Raw genomic sequence first — 19,251 nt, 5'->3', positions numbered from 1 at the left:
GCAGGATGCGCGCGCCAGCAAGGCCCGCACAGGATAAGTCATGAGTTCCCCGGATACCCCATCCACCCCACCCCGCTCAATTCCAGGGCTGGCCAGCCGCGGGATTCAACCTCGCTTCAGCGAACTGGTGCAGGACTGCCGCAAGCTGGTGATGAACCGCCTGGCCGAGCACTTGGCCGGGGTGTTCGGCCAGGTGGACGACACCCTCTTCGAGTGCGCAGAGAAAGCCGAGAACAATCGCCTGCAAACTCTGTTCTTCGACAGCATGCGCGAAATCCGCAAGCTGCGGCCGCAGATCGAGCGCAGCTACCACCAGCAGATCGCGCAGAACTTCTCCGACTTCCTCGACGGCAAACTCAAAACAGCAGTGGCGCCCAGCGCCCTGGATGCCGAACAGCTGTCCCTGGTGCAGAACGAGGAGTACGAGGAAAGCCTGCAGATCATCAACATGGTCAGCCGGGTCAAGGCGCGCTGTGCTCGCCCTCTATATACCCTCGAACAACGCCTGGCCCTGCTCAACAACGGCCACAAGCTGGTTGAAGACAGCAACCCCTTCGGCCCACCCGCCATTGCCAACGCCTTTCATCTGGCACTGGCCGTGCACCCGTTGCCGCTGCGGATCAAGATCATCCTCTATACGCTCTTCGATCAGCATGTGATGCAAAGTCTCGATCCGCTCTACGACGCGCTCAACCAGCGCCTGATCGATGCCGGCATCCTGCCCAACCTGAAGTACAACGCACAGCGCAACCCGGCCAGCGCCGCGCCTACCTCAGCGAGCGCAGCACAGCCCGCGCCGACCACTACCGGCAACCCCGCAAGCGCCCAGCCAGCACGCAGCGGATCTCCCCAGCAGGGCCCGGCACAGTCGACCAGCGCCCACCAGCCAGGCCCCGCCCCCACCGCCGGCCAGCCCCCAACACCAGCAGACCTGAACAGCCCGCCACCGCAGGATCCAGCACAACTGTTCGGCGGTCTGGCCGCCCTGCTCAGCGAACACCGCGAACGCAATGTCGATGCCCCCCTGCTCGGCGGCACCCGCAGCATCGCCAGCTTCGCCCCGCGCACCGCCACCAGCACCTACAGCGCCAGCGAACTGCTCAACGCCCTCAGTCGCCTGCAACAACAGTCGGCACACGACATCAGCCAGCGCCTGCATCGCCCGCAGGCAGTGGAAGGCCTGAAAGCCGACCTGCAGGACCAGCTCGAGGCCTACAGCCAACTACCAGGCCAGCAGAAGCTGTCGGATCAGGAAGCCGACGTCATCGATCTGGTCGGCATGCTGTTCGACTTCATCCTCGACGACGACAACCTGCCGGACGCCTGCAAGACCGCCCTCTCCCACCTGCATACGCCCTATCTAAAGGTCGCCCTGCAGGACAAGGCACTGTTCACCCAGCACCACCACCCGGCGCGACGCCTGCTCAACAGCATGGCCCAGGCCGGCGTGCTGTATGGCAGTGAAGGTGACGAGCGTGGCCTGCTGGCGAAGATGCACTGGGTGGTGGAGCGGGTGATCCATGGCTTCGCCGGCGACCTGCTGCTGTTCGACAGCCTGCTCGACGAGTTCAATGAATTCGTTGCCACCCTCCAGCACAAGGTCGAGTTGCGCGAGCGGCGCGCCGTCGAGGCCGCCAAGGGCCGTGACAAGCTGCTCGGCGCCCGCCAGCTGGCGGTCGATGCGATCAATCAGGCGCTCAAGGGCCGCGAGCTGCCAGCCATCATCCGCAACTTCCTCGAACTGACCTGGACCGACGTACTGGTGTTCGTCCTGCTTCGCCACAGCGAGCGCAGCAGCGAATGGCAGCGCGCCTGCGAAGTTGCCGAGCAACTGGCCTGGAGTGGCACCGTGCTCGACGAGGCCGGCCGCAGCCGCCTGCAGGGCCTGCGCGTGAGCCTGCTCGACGAATTACGCAAGGGTCTGGAACTGCTCGGCGGCTACCACGAAGACGGCATCCGCCGCCTGCTGCAGGACATCGTCGCCTGCCAGCACGCCGTCCAGGCCAAACAACCGCAACTGGCGGCCAAGCTCAAGGCCTCGCTACCAGAAAGCCCACTGGGCGCCATGCTCGGCGAAGACGCGGCATTGGCTGCCTCTATACAAAGCAATGAAGTCGTCTCAGCTCGCGCCCAGGCGCTGATCAAGGAGCTGCAGAAACTGGAGTTCGGCACCTGGTTCGAGTTCGTTCAGGGCGAGGAAACCCGCACGCTCAAGCTGTCCTGGTTCAGCCCGACCACCCACAACTACATGTTCGTCGACCACAGCGGTCAGCGTGTGGCGATCAAGCCGATCAAGCAACTGGCCAGCGAAATGGAACAAGGCCGGGCGCGCATCGTGCCCACGGAACGTGATTCGCCACTGGTGGATCGCGCCCTGCATGCCATCTATCGCGTTCTGCAACGCTTCACCGGACGCGCCAATGAAGTCGGCCAAGGAGCCTGAATGGACGATCGTCGCCAGCACAGCCGCCACACCACCGAACTGAGCCTGGAAGTGCTCGACCTCCACTCGGGCACACGCCTGGGACGTGTCGTCGACCTATCCGCCGACGGCTTCATGCTGGTCAGCGACATGCCGCTGGAGGCCGACTCCGTGTGGGAATGCCGCCTGGTACTCGGCGCGCCCCTCGGCGATATCCACGAGATCCGCCTGGGTGCCGACTGCCTGTGGAGCCGCCCAGGCGCCAACGGCCAGCACGGCTGGAGCGGTTTTCACATCATCGACCTGGCCGATGATCAGGCCGAAGCCTTGGAAGTCGTGTTGCAGCACATCTGAACAGCGCCCATGAAAAAGCCCCGCAATGCGGGGCTTTTTGTTATGCGCCGAGCAACTCAGGCGAAGACGATCTCCTCGCCCTCGACCCGCGCCTTGACCACCGCTCCCGGATTGAAGCTACCCGCCAGGATCAGCTGCGCCAGCGGGTTCTCGATCCAGCGCTGGATCGCCCGCTTCAGCGGCCGCGCACCGTAGACCGGGTCGTAGCCGATGGCGATCAGCTTATCCAGGGCCTCGGCAGACAGTTCCAGGCTCAGCTCGCGCTCGGCCAGGCGCCCACGCAGGCGCTGCAGCTGGATCTCGGCGATGCCGGCGATCTGCTCGCGGCCCAGCGGCTCGAACACCACCACCTCGTCGATGCGGTTGATGAACTCCGGACGGAAGTGGCTGCTCACCGCATCCATCACCGCCGCACGCTGCGCCTCACGATCACCGACCAGCTCCTGGATCTGCGCCGAACCGAGGTTGGAGGTCATCACGATCACGGTGTTCTTGAAGTCCACGGTACGCCCATGGCTGTCGGTCAGGCGGCCGTCTTCCAGCACCTGCAGCAGCACGTTGAACACGTCCGGGTGGGCCTTCTCGACCTCGTCCATCAGCACCACCGAGTAAGGTTTGCGGCGCACGGCCTCGGTCAGGTAACCACCCTCCTCGTAGCCGACATAGCCCGGCGGCGCCCCGATCAGGCGGGCCACCGAGTGTTTCTCCATAAACTCGGACATATCGATACGCACCAGCGCCTCCTCGGTATCGAAGAGGAATTCGGCCAGCGCCTTGCACAGCTCGGTCTTGCCCACCCCGGTCGGGCCGAGGAAGAGGAACGAGCCACTCGGCCGGTTCGGGTCGGCCAGGCCAGCACGCGAGCGGCGTACGGCGTTGGACACGGCCACCACGGCCTCGTCCTGGCCGATCACTCGCTGGTGCAGCAGGCCTTCCATCTTCAGCAGCTTCTCGCGCTCGCCTTCGAGCATCTTGCTCACCGGGATGCCGGTCCACTTGGACACCACCTCGGCAATCTCTTCCTCGGTGACCTTGCTGCGCAGCAGCTGGTTCTCGGTCTTGCCGTGCTGGTCGACCATCTGCAGGCTGCGTTCCAGATCCGGAATGATGCCGTACTGCAGCTCGGCCATGCGATTGAGGTCACCCTTGCGCCGCGCCGCTTCCAGCTCCTGACGCGATTGCTCGATCTTCTGCTGGATCTGCGCCGAGCCTTGTACCTCGGCCTTCTCCGACTTCCAGATTTCCTCCAGATCGGCGTATTCGCGCTCCAGGCGAGCTATATCCTCGTTGAGCTTCTCCAGGCGCTTGATCGCCGCCTCGTCGTCTTCTTTCTTCAGCGCCTGGGCCTCGACCTTGAGCTGGATCAGGCGGCGCTCCAGGCGATCGAGCACTTCCGGCTTGGAGTCGATCTCCATGCGGATGCGGCTGGCGGCTTCGTCGATCAGGTCGATGGCCTTGTCCGGCAGCTGGCGGTCGGTGATGTAGCGGTGGCTCAGCTTGGCCGCGGCGATGATCGCGCCATCGGTAATGGCCACCTTGTGGTGTACCTCGTAGCGCTCCTTGAGGCCACGCAGGATGGCGATGGTGTCTTCCTCGCTCGGTTCATCCACCAGCACTTTCTGGAAGCGCCGCTCCAGGGCGGCATCCTTCTCGATGTACTGGCGGTACTCGTTGAGCGTGGTGGCGCCGACGCAGTGCAGCTCGCCGCGGGCCAGCGACGGCTTGAGCATGTTGCCGGCATCCATGGCGCCTTCGGCCTTGCCGGCGCCGACCATGGTGTGCAGCTCGTCGATGAACAGGATGATCCGCCCTTCCTGCTTGCTCAGCTCGTTGAGCACCGCCTTCAGGCGCTCCTCGAACTCGCCGCGGAACTTGGCGCCGGCGATCAGCGCGCCCATGTCCAGCGACAGCAGGCGCTTGTCCTTCAACCCGTCCGGCACTTCGCCGTTGACGATGCGCTGGGCCAGACCTTCGGCGATGGCGGTCTTGCCCACGCCGGGCTCGCCGATCAGTACCGGGTTGTTCTTGGTGCGGCGCTGCAGGACCTGGATGGTGCGGCGGATCTCGTCGTCGCGGCCGATCACCGGGTCGAGCTTGCCTTCCTCGGCACGCTTGGTCAGGTCGACGGTGTACTTGTCCAGGGCCTGGCGCGACTCCTCGACGTTGGGGTCATTCACCGCATCGCCGCCGCGCAGGTTGCTCACCGCATTTTCCAGGGCCTTCTTGCTCACGCCCTGGCCGAGCAGCAGCTTGCCCAGCTTGGTGCTCTCGTCCATGGCGGCGAGCAGCACCACTTCGCTGGAAATGAACTGGTCACCCTTCTGCTGCGACAGGCGGTCGGCCTGGTTGAGCAGGCGCGCCAGGTCCTGGGACAGATTGACGTCGCCGGTTGGGTTCTGGATTTTCGGCAGATGGTCGAGCTCTTTGCTCAATGCCTGGCGCAGGCCATTGACGTCGAAGCCGACCTGCATCAGCAGCGGTTTGATCGAACCGCCCTGCTGATCGAGCAGTGCCTGCATCAGGTGCAGCGGCTCGATGGCCGGGTGATCAAGGCCCACCGCCACGGACTGGGCATCGGAAAGGGCAAGCTGCAGCTTGCTGGTCAAACGGTCGATTCGCATGGAGGTTCGTCCTTCCTTTTAGAAGGCGGGCCGAGGCGATGAGCGCCCCAGAAACGAAAAGCCCGCCGAGATGGATACTAGATGAGGACAGTTTTCCGCGATTCAAGCGTGACGACCTTGATGCAGGTCAGTCGGCGAGCCAGATCAGCGAAGCGAAGCGCCCGGTGCGGGCGGCGCGGCGGTAGGAATAGAAGCGTTGATCGCTGACGGTGCACAAGCCGCCGCCGTACACGGCATTGACACCGCGAGCGGCCAGGCGGATGCGCGCCAGCTGGTAGATGTCGGCCAGGTACTTGCCGGCGTTGACGCTGGGGATAAAGGCCTGGACAACCTCTGCATGACTGGCCAGGAAGGCCTCACGCACTTCCGCCCCAACCTCGAAGACCTGCGGGCCGATGGCCGGGCCGAGCCACACCAGCACCTCATCGGGCGGCAGGGCCAGGGCATCCAGGGTCGCCTCCAGCACGCCACCGGCCAGCCCGCGCCAGCCAGCATGGGCCGCCGCCACACGGGTACCGGCGCGATCGCAGAACAGCGCGGGCAGACAATCGGCAGTCAATACGGCACTGGCGATGCCGGGCGTGGCGCTCCAGCTGGCATCGGCCTCGGCCACCTGAGCCGGATCGGCCTCGACTACCTGCACGCCATGCACCTGGCGCAGCCAGGCCGGCCGGCAGTGCAAGGCGGAGGTAAGTATCTGGCGATTGAGGGCCACGGCCTGCGGATCATCCTCGACATGGTCGCCGAGGTTGAGGCTGTCGAACGGCGCCTGGCTGACACCCTCCGCACGGGTGGTAACGCAGGCCCGCACATGGACAGGCGCTGGCCAGTCAGGCGTCAGCCAGTGAGTACTCATCAGACGAAGGATTCGTTGTCCTGGCGCAGCAGGCTAAGCATCCACACCAGGTCATCGGGCAGTGCCGATTCCCACTTCATGCGCTGCCCGGTGATCGGGTGGCTCAGTTCGAGGAAACGCGCATGCAGGGCCTGGCGCGGGAACTCCTTGAGCGTCTGCACCAGAGTCGGACTGGCGGCCGGCGGGATACGGAAGCGCCCGGCGTACAGCGGGTCACCGACCAGCGGGTAGCCGACGTGGGTCATGTGCACGCGGATCTGGTGAGTACGCCCGGTTTCCAGCTTGACCCGCACATGGGTGTGCGAGCGGAAACGCTCGAGCACACGGTAATGGGTAACTGCCGGCTTGCCGCCGTCGATTACCGCCATGCGCTGGCGGTTGGCCGAGCTGCGGCCAATCGGTGCGTCGATCTTGCCGCCGGAAGTGATCACGCCGATCACGATGCATTCATAGATACGGCTGACCGTGCGCTTCTGCATCTGGTCGACCAGCCTGGTCTGCGCCTGCAGGGTCTTGGCAACCACCATCAGGCCGGTGGTGTCCTTGTCCAGGCGGTGGACAATGCCGGCGCGCGGCACGTTGATGATGTCCGGCACATGGTGCAGCAAGGCGTTGAGCAGGGTGCCATCGGCGTGACCGGCAGCCGGGTGCACCACCAGGCCGGCCGGCTTGTCGATCACCAGCAGGTGCTCGTCCTCGTAGACGATGTTCAGCGCGATGTCCTGGGCGATCCACTCGCCCTGGGCTTCCTGCTCGGCCTCCAGGGCCAGCACGGCGCCGCCGTGGACGATGTCACGCGGGCGCACTACGGCGCCGTCGACGGTCAGGCGGCCATCCTTGATCCAGGTCGACAGGCGCGAACGCGAGTATTCGTCGAACAGCTGGGCGGCGACCTGATCGAGGCGTTGACCACCCAGTGCGGACGGCACCTCGGCGGAGAGTTGGATGAGCTGAACGGCGTCTTCGGACATGGGCTACTGCGGAGGGAGGTGCAGCTTTTGGTTTCGGCTGCACGCTGTGGTTAAATACGGCGTCTTTGTCCCGGCTGAACCGGGGCGCTCATCATAACAGGACGGTCCAGGCCAAGACAGCCGGCCGTCACAGGGACGCAAGCCGCCATGCAAGTGAAACACCTGCTGCTGATCGCCATGCTCGCCATCACCGCCGCGTGCTCTTCCAACAAGCCGGAAGTGGATGAAAACCTGAGTGAAACAGAGCTCTATCAGCAGGCTCAGGATGACCTGAACAATGGCAGCTACAGCATCGCCACGGCCAAGCTGAAAGCCCTGGAGTCGCGCTACCCGTTCGGCCGCTATGCCGAGCAGGCCCAGCTTGAACTGATCTATGCCTATTACAAGAGCGCTGAGCCGGAGGCCGCCAAGTCCGCCGCCGAGCGTTTCATCCGTCTGCACCCGCAGCATGCCAACGTCGACTACGCCTACTACCTGAAAGGCCTGGCCTCGTTCGACCAGGACCGTGGCCTGCTGGCGCGCTTCCTGCCGCTGGACATGACCAAGCGCGACCCGGGCGCGGCGCGTGACTCGTTCAACGAGTTTGCCCAGCTCACCAGCCGCTTCCCCAACAGCCGCTACGCTCCGGACGCCAAGGCGCGCATGGTCTACCTGCGCAACCTGCTGGCCGCCTATGAAATTCACGCCGCCCACTACTACCTGACCCGTCAGGCCTATGTCGCCGCCGCCAACCGCGGCCGTTATGTAGTGGAAAACTTCCAGGAAACCCCGGCTGTCGGTGACGGCCTGGCGGTGATGACCGAAGCCTACCAGCGCCTGGAAATGAACGACCTGGCCGCCACCAGCCTGGAAACCCTGAAGCTGAACTACCCGGACCACCCGAGCCTGGTGGATGGCAACTTCGTGCCGCGCGAAGAAGAAGCCGACAACCGCTCCTGGCTGGCCAAGGCCACCCTCGGCCTGATCGAGACCGACACGCCCCTGCCACCGGGCGAAACCCGCGCCAGCCAGGACGTGATCCGCCAGTACGAAGACGCCGAAGAGCAGATCCCGGACGAACTGCAGCCGGAAAATCAGGACGAAGCAGAAGAACAGCAGGAAGAAGCGCAAGACAGTGCTGATGACCGCTCCTGGTTCAGCTACATGACCTTTGGCGTATTCGACTGATCGCCAGCGCAGCATAAAAGGGGAGGCCATGGGCCTCCCTTTTTTGTGCGCAGCCTCCAGGGACGCGCACTTAGCGCAGCTGGCTGTCCTTGCTGCCGCGGCGGTTGTAGCCGCTGAACTGTGCCTGTTCCTGGTCGTGTTGCGACTGGCATGGCACGCACAGGCGCACACCGGGCACGGCCTGGCGGCGAGCCTCGGGAATGGCCGCATCGCACTCCTCGCAGTGCGTCAGGCTGGCGCCGCGCGGCAGCTGGCTGCGGGCACGCTGGACGGCGTCCTCGATGCTGCTGTCGATCTGTTCCTGCACCGCGCCGTCGTTGGTCCAGCCACCGGCCATGGCAACCTCCGCGTTTCGCTAACGTCTACGCACAGTTATGCGCAGGCCGGCCGCTTTTTACCAGTGCTGTCCGTCTACTCCTGCACATCCATGTATTCACGCGCCCAGACAAAGTAGTCCTCGGGCTGGGTGTACTTGTGCGTCAGTTCGGTGGCATTCAGGTCGCTAGCGGCGATGCCACGCTGCTCGCGCAGGCAGTCGTAGGTGGCCTTGATCGCGGCGAAGTAGGCTGCGTGGCCGTCGACCACGATACGCACGCCAAGGCTGGCCAGGCGCGCATCGTCGCGCAGCAGCGGATTGCCGTAGCTAACCAGCATCAGTGGCACGCTGAGGTTCTGCGCGATCTGTTCCAGGTGGCTGAAATCACGAATACCGACCATGCAGATGGCATCGGCGCCAGCGGCCTGGTAGGCCAGGGTGCGGCGGATCACCTCGTCGACATCGAGCACGCCGGCATGGGTGCGGGCGATGATGGCCAGATCGGGATCGACCCGCGCCTCCAGCGCCGCGCGGATCTTGCCGACGCCCTCGTCGACCCCGATCAGGTCGGTGGACTTGCGCCCGAACTGGGCCGGCAACAGGGTATCTTCCAGGGTCAGGGCGGCGATGCCGGCACGCTCCAGCTCGACCACCGTGCGCATCACGTTGAGCGCGTTGCCATAGCCGTGGTCGGCGTCGGCGATGACCGGCAGGCGGGCGACCCGGCCGATGCGAGTGGCCTGCTCGACGAATTCGCTGAGGCTGATCAGGGCAAAGTCCGGTGCCGCCAGAACTTGTAGTGAAGCTACAGAACCGCCCAGGATACCCACCTCGAAACCGAGATCGGCGGCGATCCGTGCAGACATGGGATCGAACACCGAAGCGGTGTGATAGCAGGCGTTCGAGGCGAGAAGCGCGCGAAACTGCGCGCGAAGGTCGTGATGCGAGGATCTTTGCATGGGATGCACTGTCGTCTTGGTCTGTCAGGTTCGATCAATTATGTAGCAAAACTACAAAAGCAGTCATGTAGTAAAACTACATATACACCGATTAGCCTTGCAGCCAGCTTTCAGCGACGGATGACAGCCCGTCGCACTTCTGGCTTGCCTCGCGACCCGTCAGCCCAGCTCTGCCGGCAGTCGTGGGCCAATGCCAGCACCGGTCAGCAGGCCATAGGCGATCCACAAAGCCACGGCGACATACACCAGGCGCGGTAACCAGGTCGCCAGCTGCTCCTGGAAATCGGCCAGCGCCAGCGACTCACGGGCGGCATAAGCGAGCAAAGTTGCCGGCAAGGTACCGCTGGCCTCACCAGTACGAATCAGGCTGGCCAGTTGCGGCTTGCCGGGAAAATCCAGCGGCAGGATGGCCTGGGCCAGCGGCGCGCCAGCCTGCACGCGCTGCTGCAGGGCGAGGAAATCGCGGCGTAACTGGCTGTTGCTCAGGGTCGCGCAGGCCTTGGGCAAGGCCTCGAACATCGGCAGACCGGCTTCCAGCATCAGCCCCAGGCTTTCGAAGAAATCCCGCGCATTGCGTCGCGCGTGGGCCTGGCCGAACAGCGGCACACGCAACAACCAGGCATCCAACGCGCCGGCCCGCAACGCCGCCGGCCGCTCCAGGCGCAGCAGCAACTGACGCCCGCACAGAACCAGAGCCGCCAGGATCAATAGCGGCTGGAGCACACCCCACAGATAGCCGAACAGGCTCAGACTGCCAGCCACCAGGCTGGGCAAGGGCTGGATCAGCAGGGCCAGCACCAGCACCGCCGCCGGCAGCAGCAGGCGCGACTGCAGGGCCTTGGCCTGGGTGACCTTGTGCGCGTAGTGCGCAGCCAGGCGCTCATACACCCGCGCCGGACTGCCGGCACTCTGCGCGGCCTGGAGCAGGGTCACCTCCAGTGGAGTGAACAGGCCGGACTTCTGCCCGGCAGCCGCCAGATCACGCCCCTGGGTCAGCAAGCGCAGCATGGCATCGACCCGTTTCTGTCCGCCGCCCGGCAACTGCACGGTGGCCAGCGCACGGTCCGCCGGCAGCCCGGCCTTTTCCATGGCCGCCAGCTGGGCGAACAGGATGGCGCGGTCGGCCAGGCACACAGGCACAACGGATTTCGCAGGCATCGACAACTCCACGACAGGTATTACAGGCGGCCATGCGATCAATTTTCCGCCCTACAGGTGCCGCAGTTTAACCGCGCATCGAGCCCATCAAATGGCGATCCGTGCCATTGCGTAGATCTCGCATTTATTGTCACGCCATTAGAGGAAATTAAGGCACACGCCCGCCCTCTGCCCACACCTAACTATTACGCAGTCTCGCTGCCGACCTGTTCAGGAGGCACTACGCCTGATCAGCGCCTGTGCCTATATCGATACCAAGACCACACGAGTAGCGCACGCCCAGAGCCGGAGTGCCTCAGCGCTGACTGGCGAGGGGAAACCAGCGGGTAAAGATCTGCCGCAGACTGCCATCGCGGCGCATGCCATCGAGTTCGCCCTGCCATTTGGCTACCAGCGTCGCGTCGGTCTTCTTGGAGAAGGCGATGTAGTAGTCCGACTGCATCAACGACAGGTGCGCCTGCACGTCCTCCGGACGCAGGCCACCGGTCGCCAGCTCCTCGCGCAGGGTTACATCCTCGGTGGCGATCAGCTTGACCCGGCCGTGCTTGAGCATGGTCACCATCTGCTTGGAGCTCGGCACGCCGTAGAGATTGGTGAAGCCCATACGCTGCAAGGTCTCGAAGGTGTACCACTGCTTGGGCAAGGCCAAGGGGCCACTGTTTGCCGCATCCTCCAGGGTGTCGATGCGCAGGTTGCTGGATTTCAGCGAATAGAAGCGCGTGGAGCCCTGCAGGATCGGCCCCACCCACTGGAACAGCGGTTCGCGCTCCTCGGTCCGCACCATGGAGAACAAGGCGGTATCGGGCTCGGTCTTGACCAGGTGGTAGCCACGGGTCCAGGGCAGCAACTCCATGTGCACGGCATGCCCGGTGCGCTGCACCAGCATGCGCACCACCTCTACCGAGTAGCCATCCAGCTTGCCGTCGCGGCGAAAGCTGGTCGGTGGCGCCTCCTCGGTCAGCAGCAGCAATTCGGCCGAACCGACGCTCGGCAACAGCAGCCCTATCAGCCAGCAGGCCAACAGCCATGCACGCATATTCGCCTCCCTCCCCGTTCAGCTCAGCCTAGTCGATGGCTGAATGCTTGCTGGATTACGCCGCTCAGGGCGACAGCAAGCGCTGGATGCGTTCTTCCTCGAGATTGCTGCGCTCGACAAACACTGCAGCCAAGGCAATGGTACGCGGGCCGACGGCCTCGCCACGCAGATGGCGCTGAGCCAGAACCACGCTCTGGTAGCCCATCTGATAGGGCTGCTGGATCAGCAGCCCAGCCATATGACCATCGCGCAGCGCATCGACCAGCTGCGGGTTGGCATCGAAACCGATATGCACCAGTTGGCCACTGACTTTTGCCCGACGCAGCGCCCCCAAGGTAATCAGGCTAACCGCTTCACTGGTCGAGAACACCCCATCCAGCTCACCCAGTTCCCGAGCCAGACTGCTACGCTCGGCACTCTCGTTGGCCGGCAAGTAACGCTCGAGAACCACCTGCAAACCGCCAACACCCGCCCCCTGGATAAAGCCACGGGCCCGCTCGACAACCGATTGCGCCCTGGAACTGGGTCGCAGCAGCGCGACACGCCCCTCGCCCTTGAGCAAGCGGGCCATCTGCTGTCCCGCCAGCAGCCCAGCCTGATAATTATCGGTGGCGACCACTGCTGAAACATCCTCAGTATCCAGGTCACGATCGATAAACAGAATGGTCACGCCGCGCTGCTTGAGCGCCGCCAGTCGCGGTAACAGCTCGTTGCCACTGGGCGCCACGATCAACGCAGCGCAAGGCCGCTCCAATACCTTGTCGATGATCTGCAATTGCTGCTGCGGATCACGCTCGCTCTGCGGCCCGCGAAAATGCAGGTTCAGCCCGTTCTGCTGCGCGGCCATCTCCGCCCCCAGCTGTACCTGCCGCCAGAATGTATGGCCACCCGCGCCAGAGACCATGTTGATGCAGTCCGCCAGCAGCAGCCCAGGCAACAGGGCAAATGCGCCAACAAACCAGCGAATCGGCAAAACAGTCATACGTGAGATAGGCATGAAGGGTCCAATGCGGCGAGGAAGTCGACGAAGCCTGTTGTCGTGATCGGCGCCGAGCTCCTTGGCTTCCATTACTGTAGCAGTTGGCCATTACCCCCACCCCGGCCCGACACGCGGCCGCAGATTCCCCGAGCACAGCACGCCGCTCTCGCATAAACTGCGCGGCCGTTTTTTCCCGGAACCGCTGCAGCATGAGTCTCGATCTTCCCGCCAATGCCCTGGGCATCGACTTCGGTACTTCCAACTCCACCGTCGGCTGGTGGCGCAACGGCGTCGAGCCGTTGCTGGAACTGGAAGACGGCAAGATCACCCTGCCCTCGGTGGTGTTCTTCAACACCGAGGAGCGCCGCCCGGTGTATGGCCGCCTGGCCCTGCACGAATACCTGGACGGCTACGAAGGCCGCCTGATGCGCTCGCTGAAGAGCCTGCTGGGCTCCAAGCTGCTGAAAAGCGAAACCACCGTACTCGGCAGCGCCCTGCCGTTTCGTGACCTGCTCGGTTTCTTTATCGGCGAGCTGAAGAAGCGCGCCGAAGCCTTCGCCGGCCGCGAGTTCGAGCAGGTGGTGCTGGGCCGGCCAGTATTTTTCGTCGACGACGACCCGATCGCCGATCAGGAAGCCGCCAATACCCTGGTGTCGGTGGCCAACAAGCTCGGTTTCAAGGACGTGTCGTTCCAGTTCGAGCCGATCGCCGCAGCCTTCGATTACGAGCGCACAGTGACCCGCGAGGAGCGCGTGCTGATCGTCGACATCGGCGGCGGCACCTCGGACTTCTCGTTGATCCGCCTGTCGCCCGAGCGTCGTGACGTTGCCGATCGGCAGAGCGACATCCTCGCCACCGGCGGCGTGCACATCGGCGGCACCGACTTCGACAAGCAGCTCAGCCTGGAAGGCGTGATGCCGTTGTTCGGCTACGGCAGCCGGATGAAGAGCGACGCCTTCATGCCGACCAGCTACCACCTCAACCTGGCCACCTGGCACACGATCAACGCGGTGTACGCGCAGAAGTCGCAGCTGGCGTTGCAGAACATGCGCTACGACATCGTCGACCCGAGCGGCATCGACCGCCTGTTCAAGCTGATCGAGCAGCGCGCCGGGCACTGGCTGGCCATGCAGGTGGAAGAAGGCAAGATCGCCCTGACCGAACACGACCAGTACCGCATCGACCTGCAGCGGGTCGAAAGTGGCCTACACGTCCTGCTCGACCGGCCGTTGTTCGACCAGGCCATCGGCGGCCTGCTGGAGCGCGTCACCGCCAGCGTCGCCGAGCTGCTCACGCAGGCCGGCGTGAAGGCCGAAGAGATCGACACGGTGTTCTTCACCGGCGGCTCCAGCGGCATCCCGGCCCTGCGCCAGAGCATCTGCGCCCTGTTGCCCAACGCCCGCGCCACCGAAGGCAACACCTTCGGCAGCATCGGCAGCGGCCTGGCCATCGAGGCGAAGAAGCGCTACGGCTGATTAGCCAGTGCTGCCATCGGCGTGGCTAACACGCTAGGGTGGCAGCCGACCCTCCATGGAGTCCGCCATGCGTACAGCCATCGCATCTACCCTCGCCCTGCTGCTCCTGACCGGCTGCGACAGCGGCGCCACGGCAACCCAGGCCAGCCTGCAAGCCGAACAGGTCAAGCAGGCACAGCAGCAGATGGATCAGCTCAAGCAGCAGGTCGAGCAGGCCAATGCCCAGAGTCAGCAGCGCCTGCAACAGATGGCAGAACAGGCGCCCAGCACTGAGCAGCAATGAAAAACGGCGCCCTAGGGCGCCGTTTTTCATTCAGAGGATTTGCCGCAAAGCATCCAGCAACGCCTGGTTCTGTTCCGGCGCGCCGATGGTGATGCGCAGGAACTGGGCGATACGCTGCTGCTTGAAGTGGCGCACGATGACGCCGTGCTCGCGCAAAGCCGCGGCCAGCTCGCCGGCATCGCGCTGCGGGTGGCGGGTGAAGACGAAGTTTGCCGCCGACGGCAGCACCTCGAAGCCCAGGGTGGTCATGGCTTCGACCAGCGTTTCACGGCTGGCGATCACCGCCTGGCAGGTCTGCTGGAAGTAGGCCTTGTCCTCGAACGCCGCCGCCGCGCCGGCAATCGCCATGCGGTCCAGCGGGTAGGAGTTGAAGCTGTTCTTGATCCGCTCCAGCGCCTCGATCAGATCTGGGTGGCCCACCGCCAGGCCAACGCGCAGGCCGGCCAGGGAGCGCGACTTGGACAGAGTCTGGCTGACCAGCAGGTTGGGATACTGGTTCACCAGGCTGATCGCCGTCTCGCCGCCAAAGTCGATATAGGCCTCGTCGACTAGCACCACGGTATCCGGATTGGCCTTGAGCAGGCGCTCGATGGCCGCCAGGCCCAGGGCGCAGCCGGTCGGCGCGTTGGGGTTGGGGAAGATGATGCCGCCATTCGGGCGGGCGTAGTCTTCCACGCGGATCTGGAACTGCTCGTCCAGCGGCAACGCTTCGTAGGGAATGCCGTACAGGCCGCAGTAGACCGGGTAGAAGCTGTAGGTGACGTCTGGGAACAGCAGCGGCCGGCCGTGCTGGAACAGGCCGTGGAAAGCGTGCGCCAGCACTTCATCGGAACCGTTGCCGACGAACACCTGGGCGGTGCTCACGCCGTAGTAGTCGGCCACCGCCTGCTTCAGGCGGTCGCTATTGGGGTCCGGATACAGGCGCAGGCTGTCGCCCAGCTCGGCCTGCATGGCGGCGATCGCCTTGGGCGACGGGCCATAGGGATTCTCGTTGGTGTTGAGCTTGACCAGCTTGGCCAGTTTCGGCTGCTCACCCGGCACGTAGGGCACCAGGTCCTTGACGAAGGGGCTCCAGAATTTGCTCATCTGCCCTTCTCTCCTCGAATTCGTTGTACGGGTGATGGGTATCGCTTCGCTCAACCCACTTTTACGGAGCCGCTTTCTGTAGGAGCGAGCTTGCTCGCGATGCTCTTGATCGCCAGCAAGCTGGCTCCTACAGGGTCCGGGTTGGCTTACGGCTTGATGCGGTACTCGGCGCTGCGCGCATGCGCAGTCAGCGACTCGCCGCGGGCCAGCACGCTGGCGACCTTGCCCAGCTCCGACGCACCTTCTGCCGAGCAGTGGATGATCGACGAGCGCTTCTGGAAGTCGTACACGCCCAGCGGCGAGGAGAAGCGCGCGGTGCCGGAGGTCGGCAGCACGTGGTTGGGCCCGGCGCAGTAGTCGCCCAGGGCCTCAGCGGTGTATCTACCCATAAAGATCGCGCCGGCATGGCGGATCAGCGGCAGGTACTGCTCGGGATTTTCCACCGACAGTTCCAGGTGCTCTGGCGCGATGCGATTGGCCACTTCGATGGCCTGGGCCATGTCGGCGACCTGGATCAGCGCGCCGCGGCCTTCGAGGGACGTGCGGGCAATCGTTTCGCGCTCCAGGGTCGGTAGCAGCTTGGCGATGCTTGCGGCCACCTTGTCGAGGAAGGCGGCATCCGGGCTGACCAGGATGGCCTGGGCATCCTCGTCGTGCTCGGCCTGGGAGAACAGGTCCATGGCGATCCAGTCCGGATCGGTCTGGCCGTCGCACACCACGAGGATCTCCGAAGGCCCGGCGATCATGTCGATGCCGACCTTGCCGAACACGTGGCGCTTGGCGGTGGCGACGTAGATGTTGCCGGGGCCGACGATCTTGTCCACCGGCGGCACGCTCTCGGTGCCATAGGCCAGCGCGGCCACGGCCTGGGCGCCACCGATGGTGAACACGCGGTCGACGCCAGCGATGCAGGCGGCGGCGAGGACGATCTCGTTGATCTCGCCACGCGGAGTCGGCACCACCATCACCACTTCCGGCACGCCGGCGACCTTGGCCGGAATCGCGTTCATCAGTACCGAGGATGGGTACGAGGCCTTGCCGCCCGGCACGTACAGGCCGGCACGATCCAGCGGGGTGACCTTCTGCCCCAGCACCGTGCCGTCGGCTTCGGTGTAGGTCCAGGAGTCCTGCTTCTGCCGCTCGTGGTACAGGCGCACGCGCTCGGCGGCCTTTTCCAGGGCGATGCGCTGCTCGGCGGTGATGCGGGTCAGGGCCAGCTCCAGGCGCTCGCGCGGCAGGATCAGGTCAGCCATGGAGGCGACATCGAGGCCGTCGAACTGCTTGGTGAACTCGACCAGGGCGGCATCGCCGCGTTCGCGCACGGCCTTGATGATGTCCAGCACACGCTGGTTGACCGCGTCGTCCGACACGCTTTCCCAGCTCAGCAGATGATCCAGATGACGGGCGAAGTCCTGGTCAGCGGCGTTGAGTCGGCGGATAGCAATGGGACTGGTCATAGCGGGCCTCTTGATTGGCAAATGCTCGGGCGCCCGTAGGGTACCAGCCGCTCCGCGCGGGCACCTGAGAATTCTGGCTATGACACGGATAGGCGGGCGCGACGCAATGTCGCGCGAAGGGTATTAGCTGGGGTGTCGCGATTCGACGGCGGCGCGCAGGGTATCGATCAGCGCCTGGATGCGGCTGTGCTGCATCTTCATCGAGGCCTTGTTGACGATCAGCCGCGAGCTGATGGTGGCGATCAGTTCCTGAGCTTCCAGGCCATTGGCACGCAGGGTGTTGCCGGTGTCGACCACGTCGATGATCTTGTCGGCCAGACCGACCAGCGGCGCCAGCTCCATGGAGCCGTACAGCTTGATCACTTCGACCTGGCGGCCCTGCTCGGCGTAGTAACGCTTGGCCACGTTGACGAACTTGGTGGCCACGCGCAGGCGGCCTTTCGGCTCCGGCGCGCCGACCTTGCCGGCGGTCATCAGCTTGCACTTGGCAATCTGCAGGTCCAGCGGTTCGTAAAGCTCGCCGCCGTACTCGAGCAGCACATCCTTGCCAGCTACGCCGATATCAGCCGCGCCATGCTCGACATAGGTCGGCACGTCGGTAGCACGCACGATTAGCAGCTGCACATCATCCTGGGTGGTCGGGATGATCAGCTTGCGGCTCTTTTCCGGATTCTCGGTGGGCACGATGCCGGCTTCGGCCAGCAACGGCAGGGTGTCATCGAGAATGCGGCCTTTGGACAGGGCGATGGTCAGCATTACGCAATTTCCTTAGAGCAGGCGCCAGCCCTTGCGGGCTGGTGGTTGGGCTACGCGGAGCGCCAACCTAGCCTGGTACGCGGCGAATTTTCGCGCCGAGCAGCTGCAGTTTTTCCTCGATGCACTCGTAGCCACGGTCGATGTGGTAGATGCGGTCGATCAGGGTCTCACCTTCGGCAACCAGGGCGGCGATCACCAGGCTAGCGGACGCACGCAGGTCGGTGGCCATCACCGGGGCACCCTTGAGTTGCGGCACGCCGGTGACGATGGCGGTGTTGCCCTCGACCAGGATCTGCGCACCCATGCGGTTCATTTCGTAGACGTGCATGAAGCGGTTCTCGAACACGGTCTCGATAACGGTACCGGTGCCCTCGGCAATCGCGTTGAGGGAGATGAACTGGGCCTGCATGTCGGTCGGGAAGGCCGGGTACGGAGCAGTACGCAGGTTGACGGCTTTCGGCCGCTTGCCCTTCATGTCCAGCTCGATCCAGTCCTTGCCGGTGGTGATCTCGGCGCCCGCTTCCTGCAGCTTCGACAGTACCGCCTCGAGGATGGTCGGATCTGTGTCCTTGAGCTTGACCCGGCCGCCGGTGGCAGCTGCGGCGACCAGGTAGGTGCCGGTTTCGATACGGTCGGGCATCACGCTGTAGCGACCGCCACCAAGGCGCTCGACGCCGTCGATGGTGATGGTGTCAGTACCGGCACCGCTGACCTTGCCGCCCATGGCGTTGATAAAGTTGGCCAGGTCGACCACTTCCGGCTCACGCGCGGCGTTTTCCAGCACGCTGCGGCCTTTGGCCAGGGCAGCGGCCATCATGATGTTCTCGGTACCGGTCACGCTGACGATATCGAAGAAGAAGTGCGCGCCACGCAGGCCGCCTTCCGGCGCCTTGGCCTTGATGTAACCGCCTTCGACGTCGATCTTCGCGCCCATGGCTTCCAGGCCGCGGATGTGCAGGTCGACCGGTCGCGAACCAATGGCGCAACCACCGGGCAGCGCCACTTCGGCCTCACCGAAACGGGCGACCATCGGGCCGAGCACCAGGATCGAAGCGCGCATGGTCTTCACCAGCTCATACGGCGCGATCAGGGTCTTGATGGTGCTGGCGTCGACTTCGACGCTGAGCTTCTCGTCGATCACCGGCTGCACGCCCATGCGCCCGAACAGCTCGATCATGGTGGTGATGTCGTGCAGGTGCGGCAGGTTGCACACGGTGACCGGGGTGGAGGCCAGCAGGGTGGCGGCGAGGATCGGCAGGGCCGAGTTCTTCGCACCGGAAATACGGATTTCGCCATCGAGGCGGATACCGCCGGTAATAATCAGTTTGTCCATTGCTATCTCGCTGCCCGCAGGC

Annotated in this window: 17 protein-coding genes; 5 read left to right on the top strand and 12 right to left on the bottom strand. The window is 64.5% G+C overall.

The window, feature by feature from the left end; genetic code table 11:
- The first annotated feature begins 40 nt into the window (after window positions 1–40).
- Entirely contained in the window at window positions 41–2,443 is a 2,403-nt protein-coding gene (locus LRS11_RS10485; protein WP_260496751.1) for a DUF1631 domain-containing protein, read from the top strand.
- Window positions 2,444–2,776 carry a PilZ domain-containing protein gene (locus tag LRS11_RS10480; RefSeq protein WP_173203684.1) on the top strand — a complete coding sequence of 111 codons (333 nt, stop codon included), beginning with the start codon at window positions 2,444–2,446 and terminating at the stop codon, window positions 2,774–2,776.
- Window positions 2,777–2,832: 56 nt separating this feature from the next.
- Here the strand turns inward: LRS11_RS10480 and clpB are convergent, their stop codons facing one another.
- From clpB to rluD, 3 genes are all read right to left on the bottom strand, one after another.
- Window positions 2,833–5,397, bottom strand: coding sequence for an ATP-dependent chaperone ClpB (clpB, locus tag LRS11_RS10475; protein ID WP_260496750.1), 2,565 nt, complete (start codon window positions 5,395–5,397; stop codon window positions 2,833–2,835).
- 127 nt (window positions 5,398–5,524) lie between these two features.
- Window positions 5,525–6,253, bottom strand: a complete 729-nt coding sequence (pgeF, locus tag LRS11_RS10470; protein ID WP_260496749.1) for a peptidoglycan editing factor PgeF — start codon at window positions 6,251–6,253, stop codon at window positions 5,525–5,527.
- Window positions 6,253–7,224: a 23S rRNA pseudouridine(1911/1915/1917) synthase RluD gene (rluD, locus tag LRS11_RS10465; protein WP_260496748.1), complete on the bottom strand. Its 972-nt coding sequence runs from the start codon at window positions 7,222–7,224 to the stop codon at window positions 6,253–6,255. Before rluD ends, pgeF begins: the two co-directional genes overlap by 1 nt.
- Window positions 7,225–7,371: 147 nt before the next feature.
- On the opposite strand from rluD, the gene LRS11_RS10460 reads away from it, so the two are divergent.
- Complete coding sequence (locus LRS11_RS10460) at window positions 7,372–8,391, top strand: outer membrane protein assembly factor BamD (protein ID WP_260496747.1); 1,020 nt, start codon at window positions 7,372–7,374, stop codon at window positions 8,389–8,391.
- Between the two features lie 70 nt (window positions 8,392–8,461).
- On the opposite strand, the gene LRS11_RS10455 is transcribed toward LRS11_RS10460, so the two are convergent.
- From LRS11_RS10455 to LRS11_RS10435, 5 genes are all read right to left on the bottom strand, one after another.
- The gene (locus tag LRS11_RS10455) at window positions 8,462–8,728 is read right to left on the bottom strand and encodes a DksA/TraR family C4-type zinc finger protein (protein WP_260496746.1); all 267 of its coding nucleotides are present in this window, start codon (window positions 8,726–8,728) and stop codon (window positions 8,462–8,464) included.
- 74 nt (window positions 8,729–8,802) lie between these two features.
- The gene (locus LRS11_RS10450; RefSeq protein WP_260496745.1) at window positions 8,803–9,666 is read right to left on the bottom strand and encodes an oxaloacetate decarboxylase; all 864 of its coding nucleotides are present in this window, start codon (window positions 9,664–9,666) and stop codon (window positions 8,803–8,805) included.
- Between the two features lie 159 nt (window positions 9,667–9,825).
- On the bottom strand, window positions 9,826–10,824 hold the full coding sequence (locus LRS11_RS10445) for a type II secretion system F family protein (protein WP_260496744.1): 999 nt from the start codon (window positions 10,822–10,824) through the stop codon (window positions 9,826–9,828).
- Between the two features lie 295 nt (window positions 10,825–11,119).
- Window positions 11,120–11,860: a substrate-binding periplasmic protein gene (locus LRS11_RS10440; protein ID WP_260496743.1), complete on the bottom strand. Its 741-nt coding sequence runs from the start codon at window positions 11,858–11,860 to the stop codon at window positions 11,120–11,122.
- Window positions 11,861–11,924: 64 nt separating this feature from the next.
- Window positions 11,925–12,857: a substrate-binding domain-containing protein gene (locus tag LRS11_RS10435; protein ID WP_260496742.1), complete on the bottom strand. Its 933-nt coding sequence runs from the start codon at window positions 12,855–12,857 to the stop codon at window positions 11,925–11,927.
- Window positions 12,858–13,048: 191 nt separating this feature from the next.
- On the opposite strand from LRS11_RS10435, the gene LRS11_RS10430 reads away from it, so the two are divergent.
- Both LRS11_RS10430 and LRS11_RS10425 read left to right on the top strand, forming a co-directional pair.
- Entirely contained in the window at window positions 13,049–14,314 is a 1,266-nt protein-coding gene (locus LRS11_RS10430) for an Hsp70 family protein (RefSeq protein ID WP_260496741.1), read from the top strand.
- A gap of 67 nt (window positions 14,315–14,381) precedes the next feature.
- Complete coding sequence (locus LRS11_RS10425) at window positions 14,382–14,597, top strand: hypothetical protein (protein ID WP_260496740.1); 216 nt, start codon at window positions 14,382–14,384, stop codon at window positions 14,595–14,597.
- 30 nt (window positions 14,598–14,627) lie between these two features.
- Here the strand turns inward: LRS11_RS10425 and hisC are convergent, their stop codons facing one another.
- The 4 genes from hisC to murA form a co-directional block, all read right to left on the bottom strand.
- A complete protein-coding gene (gene hisC, locus LRS11_RS10420) occupies window positions 14,628–15,683 on the bottom strand; it encodes a histidinol-phosphate transaminase (RefSeq protein WP_260496739.1) in 1,056 nt (351 codons plus the stop codon).
- A 146-nt stretch (window positions 15,684–15,829) separates the two neighbouring features.
- Window positions 15,830–17,140 carry a histidinol dehydrogenase gene (gene hisD / locus LRS11_RS10415; protein WP_260496738.1) on the bottom strand — a complete coding sequence of 437 codons (1,311 nt, stop codon included), beginning with the start codon at window positions 17,138–17,140 and terminating at the stop codon, window positions 15,830–15,832.
- A gap of 123 nt (window positions 17,141–17,263) precedes the next feature.
- The gene (hisG, locus tag LRS11_RS10410) at window positions 17,264–17,896 is read right to left on the bottom strand and encodes an ATP phosphoribosyltransferase (protein ID WP_173203656.1); all 633 of its coding nucleotides are present in this window, start codon (window positions 17,894–17,896) and stop codon (window positions 17,264–17,266) included.
- Between the two features lie 67 nt (window positions 17,897–17,963).
- Window positions 17,964–19,229: a UDP-N-acetylglucosamine 1-carboxyvinyltransferase gene (gene murA / locus LRS11_RS10405; protein WP_260496737.1), complete on the bottom strand. Its 1,266-nt coding sequence runs from the start codon at window positions 19,227–19,229 to the stop codon at window positions 17,964–17,966.
- Between the last annotated feature and the right edge of the window lie 22 nt (window positions 19,230–19,251).

Source organism: Pseudomonas sp. J452 (genome assembly GCF_024666525.1).
Classification (GTDB): Bacteria; Pseudomonadota; Gammaproteobacteria; order Pseudomonadales; family Pseudomonadaceae; genus Aquipseudomonas.
Note: the sequence above shows the minus strand (reverse complement) of the source record. Positions and strands in the feature narration are given on the sequence as shown.

Excerpts from the sequence above, each read along its gene's own strand:
- LRS11_RS10485 (WP_260496751.1), top strand. The coding sequence starts at position 41 with ATGAGTTCCCCGGATACCCCATCCACCCCACCCCGCTCAATTCCAGGG.
- LRS11_RS10480 (WP_173203684.1), top strand. The coding sequence starts at position 2,444 with ATGGACGATCGTCGCCAGCACAGCCGCCACACCACCGAACTGAGCCTG.
- clpB (WP_260496750.1), bottom strand. The coding sequence starts at position 5,397 with ATGCGAATCGACCGTTTGACCAGCAAGCTGCAGCTTGCCCTTTCCGAT.
- pgeF (WP_260496749.1), bottom strand. The coding sequence starts at position 6,253 with ATGAGTACTCACTGGCTGACGCCTGACTGGCCAGCGCCTGTCCATGTG.
- rluD (WP_260496748.1), bottom strand. The coding sequence starts at position 7,224 with ATGTCCGAAGACGCCGTTCAGCTCATCCAACTCTCCGCCGAGGTGCCG.
- LRS11_RS10460 (WP_260496747.1), top strand. The coding sequence starts at position 7,372 with ATGCAAGTGAAACACCTGCTGCTGATCGCCATGCTCGCCATCACCGCC.
- LRS11_RS10455 (WP_260496746.1), bottom strand. The coding sequence starts at position 8,728 with ATGGCCGGTGGCTGGACCAACGACGGCGCGGTGCAGGAACAGATCGAC.
- LRS11_RS10450 (WP_260496745.1), bottom strand. The coding sequence starts at position 9,666 with ATGCAAAGATCCTCGCATCACGACCTTCGCGCGCAGTTTCGCGCGCTT.
- LRS11_RS10445 (WP_260496744.1), bottom strand. The coding sequence starts at position 10,824 with ATGCCTGCGAAATCCGTTGTGCCTGTGTGCCTGGCCGACCGCGCCATC.
- LRS11_RS10440 (WP_260496743.1), bottom strand. The coding sequence starts at position 11,860 with ATGCGTGCATGGCTGTTGGCCTGCTGGCTGATAGGGCTGCTGTTGCCG.
- LRS11_RS10435 (WP_260496742.1), bottom strand. The coding sequence starts at position 12,857 with ATGCCTATCTCACGTATGACTGTTTTGCCGATTCGCTGGTTTGTTGGC.
- LRS11_RS10430 (WP_260496741.1), top strand. The coding sequence starts at position 13,049 with ATGAGTCTCGATCTTCCCGCCAATGCCCTGGGCATCGACTTCGGTACT.
- LRS11_RS10425 (WP_260496740.1), top strand. The coding sequence starts at position 14,382 with ATGCGTACAGCCATCGCATCTACCCTCGCCCTGCTGCTCCTGACCGGC.
- hisC (WP_260496739.1), bottom strand. The coding sequence starts at position 15,683 with ATGAGCAAATTCTGGAGCCCCTTCGTCAAGGACCTGGTGCCCTACGTG.
- hisD (WP_260496738.1), bottom strand. The coding sequence starts at position 17,140 with ATGACCAGTCCCATTGCTATCCGCCGACTCAACGCCGCTGACCAGGAC.
- hisG (WP_173203656.1), bottom strand. The coding sequence starts at position 17,896 with ATGCTGACCATCGCCCTGTCCAAAGGCCGCATTCTCGATGACACCCTG.
- murA (WP_260496737.1), bottom strand. The coding sequence starts at position 19,229 with ATGGACAAACTGATTATTACCGGCGGTATCCGCCTCGATGGCGAAATC.